At 72.4% G+C, this 13732-nt stretch carries 16 protein-coding genes; 4 read left to right on the forward strand and 12 right to left on the reverse strand.

Translation table 11 applies throughout. The features are described from left to right. Positions 1–19 precede the first annotated feature (19 nt). Complete coding sequence (locus tag O7617_RS06815) at positions 20–412, reverse strand: cupin domain-containing protein (RefSeq protein WP_282262264.1); 393 nt, start codon at positions 410–412, stop codon at positions 20–22. Between the two features lie 268 nt (positions 413–680). After that, positions 681–1559, reverse strand: coding sequence for a sulfotransferase domain-containing protein (locus O7617_RS06820; protein WP_282262265.1), 879 nt, complete (start codon positions 1557–1559; stop codon positions 681–683). Between the two features lie 91 nt (positions 1560–1650). Between O7617_RS06820 and O7617_RS06825 the strand changes: the two genes are divergently transcribed. Beyond that, complete coding sequence (locus O7617_RS06825) at positions 1651–2718, forward strand: hypothetical protein (RefSeq protein WP_282262266.1); 1068 nt, start codon at positions 1651–1653, stop codon at positions 2716–2718. A gap of 9 nt (positions 2719–2727) precedes the next feature. Here O7617_RS06825 and O7617_RS06830 read toward each other — a convergent pair whose 3' ends face one another. Beyond that, positions 2728–3009: an adhesin gene (locus tag O7617_RS06830; protein ID WP_282262267.1), complete on the reverse strand. Its 282-nt coding sequence runs from the start codon at positions 3007–3009 to the stop codon at positions 2728–2730. Positions 3010–3203: 194 nt separating this feature from the next. Next, positions 3204–4337, reverse strand: coding sequence for an NAD(P)-binding domain-containing protein (locus tag O7617_RS06835; protein WP_282262269.1), 1134 nt, complete (start codon positions 4335–4337; stop codon positions 3204–3206). A gap of 44 nt (positions 4338–4381) precedes the next feature. Here O7617_RS06835 and O7617_RS06840 point away from each other — a divergent pair, with 44 nt between their 5' ends. Then, the gene (locus O7617_RS06840) at positions 4382–5098 is read left to right on the forward strand and encodes an aquaporin (RefSeq protein ID WP_282262270.1); all 717 of its coding nucleotides are present in this window, start codon (positions 4382–4384) and stop codon (positions 5096–5098) included. A gap of 22 nt (positions 5099–5120) precedes the next feature. Here O7617_RS06840 and O7617_RS06845 read toward each other — a convergent pair whose 3' ends face one another. The 3 genes from O7617_RS06845 to O7617_RS06855 form a co-directional block, all read right to left on the reverse strand. Next, positions 5121–5450 carry a hypothetical protein gene (locus O7617_RS06845; RefSeq protein WP_282262271.1) on the reverse strand — a complete coding sequence of 110 codons (330 nt, stop codon included), beginning with the start codon at positions 5448–5450 and terminating at the stop codon, positions 5121–5123. 114 nt (positions 5451–5564) lie between these two features. After that, a complete protein-coding gene (locus tag O7617_RS06850) occupies positions 5565–6515 on the reverse strand; it encodes a hypothetical protein (protein ID WP_282262272.1) in 951 nt (316 codons plus the stop codon). A gap of 199 nt (positions 6516–6714) precedes the next feature. Beyond that, a complete protein-coding gene (locus tag O7617_RS06855; protein ID WP_282262273.1) occupies positions 6715–7308 on the reverse strand; it encodes a pentapeptide repeat-containing protein in 594 nt (197 codons plus the stop codon). A gap of 98 nt (positions 7309–7406) precedes the next feature. Here O7617_RS06855 and O7617_RS06860 point away from each other — a divergent pair, with 98 nt between their 5' ends. Further along, entirely contained in the window at positions 7407–8639 is a 1233-nt protein-coding gene (locus tag O7617_RS06860; RefSeq protein WP_282262274.1) for a serine hydrolase domain-containing protein, read from the forward strand. Between the two features lie 16 nt (positions 8640–8655). On the opposite strand, the gene O7617_RS06865 is transcribed toward O7617_RS06860, so the two are convergent. Beyond that, a complete protein-coding gene (locus O7617_RS06865; protein ID WP_145785295.1) occupies positions 8656–9120 on the reverse strand; it encodes a PPOX class F420-dependent oxidoreductase in 465 nt (154 codons plus the stop codon). A 42-nt stretch (positions 9121–9162) separates the two neighbouring features. Further along, positions 9163–9801, reverse strand: a complete 639-nt coding sequence (locus tag O7617_RS06870) for a hypothetical protein (RefSeq protein ID WP_238645255.1) — start codon at positions 9799–9801, stop codon at positions 9163–9165. A 304-nt stretch (positions 9802–10105) separates the two neighbouring features. Between O7617_RS06870 and O7617_RS06875 the strand changes: the two genes are divergently transcribed. Continuing rightward, complete coding sequence (locus O7617_RS06875) at positions 10106–10894, forward strand: D-Ala-D-Ala carboxypeptidase family metallohydrolase (RefSeq protein ID WP_282262277.1); 789 nt, start codon at positions 10106–10108, stop codon at positions 10892–10894. Positions 10895–10991: 97 nt separating this feature from the next. Here O7617_RS06875 and O7617_RS06880 read toward each other — a convergent pair whose 3' ends face one another. The 3 genes from O7617_RS06880 to O7617_RS06890 all read right to left on the reverse strand — a co-directional run bounded on the left by O7617_RS06880 (position 10992) and on the right by O7617_RS06890 (position 13708). Then, entirely contained in the window at positions 10992–11423 is a 432-nt protein-coding gene (locus O7617_RS06880; RefSeq protein WP_282262278.1) for a hypothetical protein, read from the reverse strand. Positions 11424–11664: 241 nt separating this feature from the next. Continuing rightward, positions 11665–12339: a response regulator transcription factor gene (locus tag O7617_RS06885; protein ID WP_282264660.1), complete on the reverse strand. Its 675-nt coding sequence runs from the start codon at positions 12337–12339 to the stop codon at positions 11665–11667. A gap of 118 nt (positions 12340–12457) precedes the next feature. Beyond that, positions 12458–13708 (reverse strand): histidine kinase, encoded by a 1251-nt coding sequence (locus O7617_RS06890; RefSeq protein ID WP_282262279.1) that lies wholly within the window; start codon positions 13706–13708, stop codon positions 12458–12460. Positions 13709–13732: the final 24 nt, after the last annotated feature.

Here is a 13732-nt window from a genome sequence, read left to right on the forward strand (position 1 = left end):
CAGGCAGCCGGCGGCCCGATCACTCGGTCGGTGGCTCGTCCTCGCCCGCCGCCTCCGCCGCGTCGGCCTCCTCCTTGGTCCGGTGCACGGCCTGGTCGGCGTGCTCCGGCGGGCCGTAGACGGTGTAGAGCACCAGCGGGTTGGGCCCGGTGTTGACGAAGTTGTGCGTGGTGCCGGACGGCACCACGACCAGATCGCCCGCGGCGACCTTCCGCTTCTCGCCGGCGACCCGGGCCTCGCCGACGCCGCTGACGAACGTCAGGATCTGGTCGATGCCCTCGTGGACCTCCTCGCCGATCTCGCCACCGGCGGGGATGGTCATGATGACCAACTGGGTGTGCTCACCGGTCCACAGCACCCGCCGGAAATCCGGGCTCTTCTCGGCGACCGTCGCGATCGTGAAATGCTCCATGCCGACGCTCATACCCCGTTCGGCAGTACGCCACGCCGGGACTCGCAGATGGTGGAATTCCCCACGTCCGGCGGGTTTGGACCCGCCCGGACCGGGGATCGACAACCCGACCGGCACGAACAGCCGGTCGAGCCAGGTCCCCGCCGGCGTACCGCCGAACGGCTGCGGTGGTGGGAGACGGCCAGAGCGCGGCGACGTTGCGACCACGGTCCAACGGCGCCGCGCGCTCGTTCCACCCCACCCCACCCGCGCAGGGTCGGCGGAGGGGCTAGCGGTGCAGCCAGGTGAGCAGGTCGGGCGGGGCCAGCGCGGCCACGCGCTTCTCGTAGCGGGCCCGGTCGTCGGCGTCCAGCAGATCGCGGCCCTGCCCCGAGCCGCCCTGCCGGAAGAAGGCCCGGCGGTCGCGCAGCACGCCGAGCGTGTCCGGAGCGAGCCGGTCGGCGCGTTCCCGCATCCGACCGAAGGTCGCCGCCTCGACCAGGTCCGGCCCCGGGCTCGGGAGATCCCATCGCTCGGCGAGCCGGCGCATCTCACCACCCAGGTCGGCCAGCAGGTCGTCGTAGTGCACCAGCTCGACGTTCGGCTCGTGTCGACGCGCCCAGGCGTCGTTCAGGTGCAGCAGCACCCCGGGCAGCGAATCCAGCTCGGCGCGCGGGTCCACCTCGTGGTCGACCCAGCTGCGCAGCCACTGCTCCACCGGCGCGCGCTCGCGGGTCGGCCCGGACGGGGCAGGTTGGCCGGTCAGCTCGGCGAGGCGTACGCGATCCAGGTTGCCCGCCTGGTGGTAGAGGGAGACCGCCATGTCCAACGGGTGCCGGGCCACCACCACGTAGTGCACCCGGGGTTCGAGGGGTACCCCGTCCAGTGGGGTGTGTGTCTTGATGAACCGCCGGTGCGGCTGCGCGGCCAACCTGTCGAACACCACGTCCCGGGGCTCGGCGAGCCAGTCCAGCCAGGGCGACAGCACGTTCAGCGGCGCCGGCGGCTCGGGAGTGCCCAGCACCAGCAGCGCGCAGATCATCTGCATCCAGGTGGTGCCGCTCTTGGACCGGGTACTGATCACGATGTCGCCGTCGCGGAACGGGAATCCGGCCCACCGGGCGCTGTCCTCGTCGTCGGAACGGTATCGGTGCGCTGGCTCGGGCATCGGAGGATGGTAGTCGCGCAGGCGACAGTCGCGCAGCCGAATTCCGACTCCACGAGCTGTGACATATGCCTATGCCTGGCTAGATTGAAGTATGGTGCCCGCCCACGGGAGCCGGGCGGCGGAACCGGTTTACCGCCCCATCCTCGCCTGCCGTCGAGGTGAGCTGGACGCCCTGAGCCACCTCGACCCCACGGCCACCACACTCGTCGCCCCGATCCTGGAGATCGGCACGATCGACCGGTCCACACTGGATTCCCTCCGCCGACTACCGGCCGGGTTGCTGCCGGCCGTCGACGTCAGCGGCATTCCCGACGGCCGCGCGGCGGAGCTGAGTCGTTGGGGCGTACCCCTGGTGCCGGTCATCGGTCTCGCGGAGAGCGACCACCGGTTGGTCGCGCACGGCGCGGCGGCGCGGGCCTGCGGTCGGCGGGCGCTGGTCCGCCTGCGGGCCGCACAGGACCGGGCCGGGCCGGACGCGAGCACCGCGGCCGTCGAACGGGTCTGGCGGTCCACCGACCTCGCCCCGGAGGAGTGCGACCTGTTGGTGGACGCGGGAGACGTGTGCTGCCCGGCGGATGTGCGGGTGGCCGAGCCACGGGTACGCCGTCTGCTGGACTGGGCGCGCCGGCACGCCTGGCGGTCGGTGACCGTGGCAGCGGGCGGCATGCCGCCCACCCTGTCCCGACTGCCGACCGACGAGCCGGTCCGGCTGGAACGCTGGGACTGGCAGCTCTGGCAGCGGCTGGCCGACGTCGGGGTCGACTACGGCGACTACGGGGTCCACCCGGCCGTTCCCGGCACCGGTGACCCCGGTGACCGGCTGCCGACGGTGCGGTACACCGACGACGGCAGCTGGTGGGTCTACCGCTGGGCACGCAGGGGTGGCCGGGGCGAGGAGCGGTTCGCCGACCTGTGCCGAACGTTGGTGTCGGCGTCGCACTGGCCGAGCACCGGTGCGGCGTTCTCCTGGGGCGACCACGAGTTGGCCCGCCGGGCCCGCCGAGGCGCCGGTGCCGGTTCGGCCGCCAACTGGGCGGCCTGGAGCACCTCACACCACCTGGCGTACGTGCTCGCCACGCTGTCGCGCCCGGACGGCGACACCGCACCGAGCCGGCACCACCGGCCCGGTCCGCCGCAGCGCGGGCGCTCGCTGCGGTGAGACGGGTGGCTACTGCTTCTCGGTGAAGCCGAACTGGATGATGCCCTCGTCGTCGACGGTGGCGTCCACCGAGGCGTCGCCGAGCAGTTCGGCGGCGTCCTCGTCCAGGAAGATGCGGGCGCCCTGGTTGTCGACCACCCGATCGCCCTGCACCGGCTCGGGCACCAGCTCCACGGTGAGCGAGCCGGCCTCGGTGTCGGCGGCGATCCGCACTCCGCCGCCCTCGGCGACGTCCTGCTGGTTGGCGAGGTCACGGATGACGAGCACGGCATTGTCGGTCATGGTGAGCATGAGCGGAACTCCTCGTGGAATCTCGGCTCCCGGTCGGAACCTTCGCAGACCGAACGATCGGCCCGCGTACGAGCACACCGGGGAGGCGACAGAAGGGGCGAACGGCCATCGCCGTCGCATCGACATCGGGGCAGCTGCAGGCCCCGCCACCACCACCGTGCCCGCTGACCGGCGATCCGTCAAATAGAGCCGGATCAGTCGAGGGCGGGGGCCGGGGCGAGCCGGGCGCGAATCTCGTTGACCGCCGCGCGACCGGCCCGGTTGGCGCCGATCGTGCTGGCCGAGGGGCCGTAACCGACCAGGTGAACCCGCTCGTCGGCGACCACCCGGGTGCCGTCCATCGTGATACCGCCGCCCGGCGCGCGCAGCCCCAGGGGGGCGAGATGGTCGATGGCGGCACGGAAGCCGGTGCACCAGAGGATCACGTCCGCCGGCACGAAGCGCCCATCCGCCCAGGCCACCCCGTCGGGTGTGATCCGGTCGAACACGGGTAGCCGGTCCAGGACGCCCCGCTCACGCAGCCGGCGTACCTCCGGCGTGACCGGCAGCCCGGTCACGCCCACCACGCTGCCCGGTGGGCGGCCCTCCCGGACCGCCTCGTCCACCCGGGCCACCGCGGCGCGGCCCGACTCCGGGCCGAACTCCTCGTCCCGGAACTCGGGCGGTCGACGGGTCACCCAGGTGGTGGCCGCCGCGACGGTGGAGACCTCGCCGAGCAGCTGCACGGCGGAGGTTCCCCCGCCCACGACCACCACCCGCAGCCCGGCGAACTCGGCCGGCCCCCGGTAGTCGGCAGTGTGCAGTTGCCGGCCCCGGAACGACTCCCGACCCGGGTAGTGCGGCCAGAACGGCCTGGTCCAGGTGCCGGTCGCGTTGATCAGTGCCCGGGCGATCCACCGGTCCTGGTCGGTGTGCACGTCCAGCCGCCCGTCCGGACGGGAGCGCACCGCACGGACCCGCACCGGCCGTCGTACCGGCAGGTCGAACGTCTTCTCGTACGCGGCGAAGTAGGCGCGTACCTGCTCGGCCGCCGGGCGGTGGGGCTGCACGGGCGGAAGAGGCAGCCCGGGCAGGTCGTGGAAGCCGTGCACGCGGTCGAAGACGAGCGTCGGCCAGCGGTGCTGCCACGCCCCACCCGGCCCGTCGTCGCCGTCGAGGATGACGAAGCCGGCGCCGGGCAGGAAGCCGGTGCGGCGCAGGTGGTAGCCGGCGCTCAGGCCGGCCTGACCGGCGCCGATCACCACGACGTCCACGGGGTGGGTGTCCACGTGGTGTGCAACGCCGAGCCCGGCACCGCTGTGCCCGCCGTCGGCCGTCGCGCCGATCACAGACTTTTGCCAACACCCCCCTGACCTGCGCCTACGCTGAGTGAATGAGCGACTTCCGGCGGTACGCGGCTGAGTTCCTCGGCACTCTGCTGCTGGTCTTCTTCGGAGTGGGCAGCGCGGTCGCCGCGCGGGTTCAGGGTGGCGTGGTGGTGGTCGCCCTGTCGTTCGGGTTCGTGATGCTGGCGCTCGTCTACACGATCGGCCCGCTCTCCGGCAGTCACGTCAATCCGGCGGTGACCCTCGGCGTCCTGCTCTCCGGAAAGATCTCGGTGCTCGGCGCGGTGGCGTACTGGATCGCCCAGTTCGTGGGTGCGACGGTGGCCGCCTTCGTGCTCTGGGCGCTGACGCGTTGGGGTGACGTCGCGGACCAGACCGGGGCGCTGGGCACGAACGGTTACGGCGCCCACATCAACCGGGGCGGCGCGGCGGTACTGGAGGTCGTGCTGACATTCCTGTTCGTCCTCGTCGTCCTGGTGGTGACCAGTCGGAGCGAGAACCCGGGTACCGCCGGGGTGGCCATCGGGTTGGCCCTCGCGGCGACCCAACTGGTCGGCGTGACGCTGACCGGTGCGGCGGTCAACCCGGCCCGGGCGTTCGGCCCGGCGGTCTTCGAGGGTGGCGTGGCCCTGCGGCAACTCTGGGTGTTCATCGTCTTCCCGCTGCTCGGCGGGGCGCTCGCCGCCCTGGTCGCCCCCTTGGTGATGGGCGCGCAGCGGCACTACTGGGGCGGGCACGAGAAGTCGGTCGGACGGCCCACGTAGCCCGGCTGGCAGTAACGCGGCCTCAGGCCGGACGGTCCGGCGGGGGGACCACCGCCGTCGGGTCACCGCGCTCGATCAGCGCGGCGATCTCGGCGGCCCGCAGCCCGCGCAGCGCCAGCACCCGGGTGCCCCAGCGGTGCAGGCGGCACGGATGTGGGCTGGCATCGTTGCGGCAGACAACTCCCCCGGACCACCTCCGAGGGGCGTGCACCACCACGGCCCGCACCGCGAACTGGGTGTCCTCGCCCGTCACGTACGGCGGCAGGGGGATGTCGCGGAGCCCCTCCCCGGACGCTGCACCGGCACCGGACGAAGCGGCGCGACGGATGCGGTGGGCGGTACTACTGCTCATCTCCACTGCCTCCACACTGGATGGTTGGATGGGGACAGCAGAAAGCTACGGCCTGGTCGACAGTCGGCGACGGACAAACTGTCCCCGCTGTGCGGCCGCGCAGCGATCGGCCGGTCAGCGCACCGCCACGGCCTGGAGACCGACGTTGCCGCAGTGCGGAGTGAAGACCTTCTCGACTTTCCAGGTCAGCAGCAGTCGGGCGCCCTTCGGCACGGTGAACGTGACGGTGAACTGGGCGCTCTTGCTCGTGTACGGGTCCTCCAGCGCCACGCTGCCGGCCGGCCCGCCGGTGGACAGCCGCGCCTCCAGACGCCCCCGGGCCATCCAGGTGCCGCCGTAGAGCTGGACCGTGCGCGGCTCACCGCTGCCGGCCACCGACAGGGAGAACCCGTTGCCGGCACCGCAGGTGTAGACACCGTCGGCGCTGTCCCGCGCCGACCGCTGCGACGAGCCGTCGGACCACCTGATGTGCTCCTGGTTGCCGTCCCAGGCGACCCGGGTGCCGGCACCGCCCTCGTCGACGATCTCGCCGGAGCCCGCACGTTTGCGGACCGACGAGTCGGCCCCGCGCTGCCCCCAGTGCATCCAGTCCCGGGTGCCCACGGCGGTGAGGTCGACCTCGGCGGGCATCTCGGCCCGGGTCACCGACAGCACCGGCGGCTGCTGTGCCGGCGGCGGGGCCGGGGCGGTCGCCGACGGTGTCGGGTCCGGCGAGGGCGGACGCTGGCGCGGACGCAGGCCGGGCTCCGCCACCCCCGCGTCAGCGGTGCGCCCGTCGGTGGCCGGGAAACCGGGAGAACGGGCGGCGACCCCGGTCACACCGTCCGGTCGAGCCGCCTGCTCGTCGTCGGGCGCCGGGTCCGACCGGATGCCGAGGTACGAGATCAACGCCGCCAGGCAGGCGAGTGCGGCGACCCCCTCCACGGCCCACCGACGGCGCTGTCGGGCACGGGCGAACCGGCGCGACGCGGTGCGGGTCTGCCCGGAGGCGGCGGCACCCGGGCGGTGCTTCGCCGATGCGTCCCCAGCACCCGAATCAGTCCGCGTGCGGTCTTCGTCCGCCACCGACCCCTCCAACTCCACCACCCGGCCGCCGCCGACGACAGCGAATCACACCGTCCACTGTGGGCCGTTTCGCGTTCGTACCGGTGTGGACGACACGCTAGATCCGGACTGCCGGACGTGTCCAGCCCGCATCCCGGCGATGCCACCTGACCACGCCCGCGCGGGTGGGCACTTGGGCAGGCCACGAGCGCCGCCCGGGTCAGCCGATCCGGAAACCGAGCAACTGCGCGATGACGACGGCCTGCTCGACGTCGACGATGGCGCCGGCCCGTTCGACCACCGTCGGGTCGAGCGCGGTGAGATCACTGCCCCTCAGGTCGGCCCCGCCGAGCCGCACGTTGAGCAGTTGCGCGCCGGACAGGTCGACGCCGGTGACGGTGGCGCCGGTCAGGTTGGCGCGGGTCAGGTCCACCTCCCGCATCCGCACCCCGGTCAGCCGGACGCCTCGCAGGTCGGCACCGGGCAACGCCACGAACGACCAGTCACCGCCGTCGACTGTCAACGGGCGCAGGTCGCACTCGGCGAAGGTGCTGCCGACCAGTTTGCAGCCGGTGAACTCGGCCTCGAAGAAGTTGCACCGGCGGAAGACGCAACGGGTGAAGGCCGAGTCGACATGTCGGGACGCGTTGAACCGGACGTTGCCGAACGTGCACCCGGTGAAGACCGCTCCCCGGCTCACCGCCTCGGTCAGGTCGACGTCGAAGAACTCGCAACCCACGAAGTGCCGGTCGGTCAACTCCTCGGCGTACCAGTCCTCGTTGCGGAAGGTCACGTCCTCGGTCGACTCCGGCATCCGGCCAGGCTAGTGGTCACCGGCGACGATCGGCTGCCGGCCCGACAGGTGTCGGCCCCCCTTCCGGTCCGGCCGTACCGGCGAGTAGGTTCGGCGGCGTGAGTGTGGCCCGAGGCAAGGACCCGGATCAGATCGGTTTCGACCCGGCGCGGTTGGCGCGGATCGACGAGCACTTCGGCCGGTACGTGGACGACGGCCGACTGGCCGGTTGGCAGGTCGTGGTCACCCGCCGCGGCGAGGTGGCGCACTCCTCGACGTGCGGGCTGCGGGACCGGGAGTCGGGCGCGCCGGTCGAGGCGGACACGCTCTGGCGGATCTACTCGATGACCAAGCCGGTCACCTCGGTCGCGGCGATGATGCTCTGGGAGGAGGGTCGGTTCGAGCTGACCGACGAGATCAGCCGCTGGCTCCCCGAGTTCGCCGACCTGCGGGTCTACTCCAAGGGGTCGGTGCTCAAGCCGTACACGGTGCCGGCGACCGAGCCGATCCGGGTCTGGCACCTGCTCACCCACACGGCCGGCCTGACGTACGGCTTCATGCAGACCTCGGTGGTCGACGGCCTGTACCGGGCCGCCGGCTACGACCTGTACCCGCCGGCGGACGTCGACCTGGCCGGCGCCTGCGCGGTCTTCGGCGAGCTGCCGCTGCTGTTCCAGCCCGGTTCCGCCTGGGGCTACTCGGTCGCCACCGACGTGCTCGGTCGGCTCGTCGAGGTGATCTCCGGGCAGAGCCTCGACGCGTTCTTCGCCGACCGGATCTTCGGCCCGCTGGGCATGACCGACACCCGTTGGTGGGTGGACGGCGACGAGGCCGACCGGATGGCCGCGCTCTACGTACCGGACCCGCGTAGCGGGAAGGCCGTCCGCTACGACAGCCTCGGCGCACTCGCGTTCCGCAAGCCCGCCCTGCTGTCCGGTGGAGGCGGTCTGATCTCCAGCGCCGCCGACTACCACCGCTTCACCCAACTCCTGCTGCGCGGCGGTGAACTGGACCGCGTCCGCCTGCTCGGGCCCCGCACGGTGCGGTTCATGACCCGTAACCACCTGCCCGGCGGGCAGGACCTGGGCACCCTGTCCACCGGCGGCTTCGCCGAGACGACCCTGGACGGGATCGGCTTCGGCCTCGGCTTCGCCGTCGTCGAGGACCCGATCCCCAGCCGGGTGCCGAGCAGCGTCGGCGAGTACTACTGGGGCGGGGTGGCCAGCACCGCGTTCTGGGTGGACCCGGCCGAGGAGATCACCGCGCTGCTGTTCACCCAGCTGATGCCGTCGAGCACCTACCCGCTCCGCTCACAGCTGCGCCAGCTCGTCTACGCGGCGCTGACCGACTGACGGCCGCGACTGCCGGTCAGTCGGCGAGGCGCGCGGGGAAGCCTCCGGTGGCGATCGGGCCCCACGCGTCGATGGTGACCCGGATCAGCGACTTCCCCTGGCGCACCATCGCCGCCCGGTAGTCGTCCCAGTCCGGGTGCTCGCCGGAGATGCTGCGGAAGTAGTCGACCAGCGGCTCCAGCGCCTCGGGCAGGTCGAGCACCTCGGCGGTGCCGTCGATCTGCACCCAGGGGCCGTTCCAGTCGTCGCTGAGCACGCACGCCGACACCCGGGGGTCGCGGCGGATGTTGGTCACCTTGGCCCGCTCGGGGTAGGTCGAGACGACCAGCCGGCCCTGCCCGTCGATGCCGGCGGAGACCGGGGAGGACTGCGGTCGCCCGTCGGCCCGGGTGGTCATCAGCACGACGCGGTGTCGCGGCCGGAGGAAGTCGAGCAGGTCGTCCCGGTCGACCCGGGTGTTCCGTGCGATGCTGCGCGCCATTCGTCGTTCCTACCAGGGCGCGCTGGCGGGGGCGGCGGCGGGTCAGCGCGGTCGGGCCGTGGAGCGGTGCACCGCCTGGGTGGGCACCCGGGGGCGGCCGGACGGGCGCCAGGCCCGCCCGTTGGCGTAGATCACCCGGAAGCCGAGGTACGACGCCAGCGGCGCCCAGTGGGCGGAGCCCATCCGCAGCTCGGCGGCATTGTGTCGCTGGCCGTTGGCGAGCACGTCGAGGAGGACGGTCTCGAAGGCCGCCGATTCGACCCAGTCGACCTCCCGGGTGAAACCGCAGATCAGGGCGGCTCCGGTGACCTCGAGGAATTCGCGCAGCACGGCGTCGGAGGCGCGCAGGACGGAGCAGCTGCCGAAGTAGAGCCGGCGGCCCTCGGCACGGCCGGCCATCAGGTCGGCGACCTCGTTCAGCTCCACGGACTGCCAGTCGGTGAGGCAGAGCCGGCTCGGCTCGCCGTGCATGGCGAAGAAGCCGACCCGGTGGTCTGCGTACTGCTTGAGCAGCCAGCGGTCCAGGAAGTAGAACAGCTCGTCCCGGGTCGCGGCGTCCTTGTGGATGAAGCGGATCTTGCCCAGCCGCTCCAGCAGCTCGAGGGTGGGCAGCACGGAGCCCCGCTCGTTGAGGTCGCGGTGCCATTGACCCTCGACACAGAAGACGCCACCGCGTGCCACGTGCACCTCCGCCAGTCCGCCGCCCGGAGCTGACGTTACCGGCCACCACGGGCCAGGGAACATCACCCTCGGTGTGGCTGATTGCGACGTTCGGTGCGGTTGGCCGCAACAGCGCCGATCGGCGGTGAATGGCTGTTTCGCAAATCAGTCGAATTCACAGCCGATACCCAGGAGCAGCGATTTGTGAGGACGATTCTCGTTAATCGCCTCCAACCGTCTCGATCAGTGTCAGGGTGGAAATCGCGGGACTTCTTGGTCGATGCCCCGTAGCCACCCCAATCGCTCTCCTATCGGGAGGACTTCTGTGCGCGTAAACACCTTGAAGCGTGCTGCCATCGCATTCGCCCTGGCACTGCCCGGGGCAGCGATCGCCGCGGTGGTAGCCGCCCCGGCGGCACACGCGGACGGCTGCTACACGTGGAACCGCACCCTGAGCCAGGGGCGCTCCGGCGACGACGTCCGCCAGTTGCAGATCCGCGTCGCCGGGTGGGCCGGCTACCGGGACATCGTGGAGAACGACGGCCGCTACGGGCCGAAGACCGCCGCCGCGGTCAAACGGTTCCAACAGGCGTACGGGTTGCGCGCCGACGGCATCGCCGGCCCGCAGACCTACGCCAAGCTGTACCAGCTCCAGGACAACGACTGCACACCCGCGCACTTCAGCTACGGCGAGATGGACAACGGCTGCGGCGGCAGCGGATGGAGTGGCGGCCCGCTGTCCGCGGCGCAGACCAAGCAGAACGCGCTGCGCACGATGTGGAAGTTGGAGGCGCTCCGCAAGAGCCTCGGCGACAAGCCGCTCTACGTCTCCAGCGGCTTCCGCAGTCGCGGCTGCAACAACCAGGTCGGCGGCGCGTCGGACAGCCAGCACCTCTACGGCAACGCGGCCGACGTCACCTCACGGACGTCGTCGCTGTGCCAGGTCGCCCGTACCGCCCGTGACAACGGGTTCAGCGGGATCTACGGGCCGGGCTACCCCGACCACGACGACCACGTGCACGTCGACTCGCGTCGGGAGAACAACAGCGACCGCAGCTCGAACACGACGAGCTGGTCCGCGCCGGACTGCGGCATCGGAGCCGGCAACGACTGAGCCGACGGTCGGAGCGACGCCGGCCCGACGCGGAGGGGAATCTCCGCGTCGGGCCGACGTCGTGTCGGCCTCGGGTCCGCGAGCGGAGGGGTAGCGCTCAGCTCGCCCGGGGCCAGCGCGGCGCGGTGACGGGGGCAGTCACCGGCCGGCCGGCAGCGGTGGGCCGTACACCCGGAGGCACGGCCCGCGCGGCCTGCTGCCGCGCCGGCAACCCGCCGGTACGCCCGGCCGGTGCCGGGTAGCCGGTCGTCGGCGGCCGGCTACCGGCGGGACGCGCCGGGGACGGCCCGGTCGCCGTGAACGGGAAGGGTACGTGCACGAACGGGTTGCCGTGCCGGATCAACGCCTCGATCTGCCGCTCGTTGAGCCCGTGCGCCTCCAACACGCGCCGCCCCCACCGGTGCAGGCGGCACGGGTAGGAGGCACCGTCGTTGCGGCACAGCGGCCCGGTGGGCCACTCCTCAGCGGTGTGTACGACCACCGCCCGGACCGCGAGCCGAACATCCTCCGGGGTCAGTGGTGCCGGCATTGGCACCTCACCCAGTACCTGGTCGATGGGATCCGTCGACTGCTCACCAACTCGCACGGCAGGCCTCCCGCAGCTCGGCAGCGGTACGGCGGACTCACCGCACCGACATCCTCGGCCATTGGTACGGGAGACGTCGGACGAAAGTTCAATCCTGGTACCGAATCGGATTCCTTGATGTCGGGGCATCTCCACGGCGGGACACCGCGACTTCAACGAAGCCGAGTCGATCGACCGGCCTGCGTCAGACGAGACCGGCGTCGTGGACGAGCAGGGCCACCTGGACCCGGTTGTTGAGATCCAGGCGGGTCAGCAGCCGGGAGACGTACGCCTTCACCGTCGCCACACTCATGAACAACTCCCCCGCGATCTCCGCGTTGGTGTGCCCCCGCCCGAGTGCGACAGCCACCTGCCGCTCCCGCTCGCTGAGCCCGGCGAGTAACCGCAGCGCCCGCTCCCGACGTGGGTCGGGGCCGACCGGGCCGGGGGCGGCGGCGGTCACGTGGGCGATCAGCGTCCGGGTGACCGTCGGGGAGAGCGTCGCCTCGCCGGCCGCGACCCGGCGCACGGCGTGCACGATCTCCGCCGGCGGGGTGTCCTTCAGCAGGAAACCGGCCGCTCCGGCGCGCAGCGCTCGCAACACCTGCTCGTCGGCGTCGAAGGTGGTCAGCACCAGCACCTCCGGCGGGTGCGGCTGGGCGCGCAGCGCCTCGGTGGCGGTCAGCCCGTCGACCCGGGGCATCCGGATGTCCATCAGCACCACGTCCGGGGCGTACGCGGCGACGGCTGCGGGCACCTCGGCACCATCGGCCGCCTCGCCGACCACGGTCAGGTCCGGCAGGCCGCCGAGGATCATCGAGAGCCCGGCCCGGACCAGCGCGTCGTCGTCCACGATCAGCACGCGCACCGACGGCACCACCGATTCCGGCCCCGCCACACCGGAAGGCCCGGCCGCACCGGACGGCGCGTTCAGCTCGGCAGGCCCGGCCGCGCCGGACGGGCCGGTCACCGCTCACCGGCCGGGAGGAGCAGGCCGGTCACGCCGGCCACGGCAGCCAGGCCGCCAGCCGGAAGTCACCGCTGTCGTCTCGACCGTAGGCGAGCCGACCACCGGCCAGGGTGACCCGTTCGCTGATCCCGACGAGGCCGGTGCCCGCACCCGGCAGCGTGCCGCCGGCCGGCGCTCCGACCGGCCACCGGTTGCCGATCGCCACGGTCAGGCCGTCGCCCGGACCGCCGGCCACGTCCACGGTCACCGCCGCCCCGGCCGCGTGTTTGCGGGCGTTGGTCAACCCCTCCTGCACGATCCGGTACGCGGCCCGGCCCAGCGCCGCCGGCACCTTCTCCGGCTCGGCGACGCTGTCGCTGACGTTGACCCGTACCCCGGCCGACCGCGACTCGGCGATCAGGGCCGGCAGGTCGGCGAGGGTCGGCTGGGGAGGCTCCGGGCCTTCGTCGCCACCGCCCTCGGCCCGGAGCACCCCGATGACCTCGCGCAGGTCCTGCAGGGCGGCGTGGGCGCTGCCCCGGATCACCCCGGCGGCGCGGGCCACCTCGTCGGCCGGCGCGTCCGGGCGGAACTCCAGCGCACCGGCGTGCAGGCTGAGCAGCGAGATCCGGTGGGCGAGCACGTCGTGCATCTCCCGGGCGATCCGGGTGCGTTCGAGGTGGCGGGCCTGGGCGACCCGGAGCTGCTGCTCCGCCTCGGCCCGTTCGGCCCGCTCCCGTAGCGACACGATCAACTGCCGTCGGGCCCGGACGAACATCCCCCAGGCCAGCACGGCGAGAGTGATCACCACACCCCAGGTCACGGTGAGCCAGTACGACATCGCCGGATCCGGACGTGCCCAACTGAAGACCAGGTTGGTGACGAGCCCGGCGCCGGTGACCGCGATCGCGACGGCGGTCCGGCGATGCACCACCACGGTGAAGTAGAAGATCAGCAGCGGGATGGCGGCGGCCATCGAGAACATGCTCAGCGGCAGGGTGGCCACCGCCAGCCCGAGGGGCCACCGCCGACGCACCCAGAGCAGCCCGCAGCAGACCAGCCCGAGCACCGTGTCGACGCTGAGCATCCAGTCGTGCGGCAGCGGGAGCGCCATCTCCGGGGCGGGCGACAGGGCGTCGGCGGTGGCGAACCCCACCCAGAGCAGCCCGATCAGGAACGCGAGGCCGTCCACCACCCAGTCCCGGGTGGTGCGGCGGGGCCGGGCCCGCACCCGCTCGGGCGGCACCACCAGCTCCCCCGGCAGCAGCCAGGGGTGCTCCGGAACGGCGAGGGTGCTCACCCGCCCATGCTAGGCAGCATCGAG

The sequence above is a fragment of the Micromonospora sp. WMMD1155 genome, assembly GCF_029581275.1.
Classification (GTDB): domain Bacteria; phylum Actinomycetota; class Actinomycetes; order Mycobacteriales; family Micromonosporaceae; genus Micromonospora.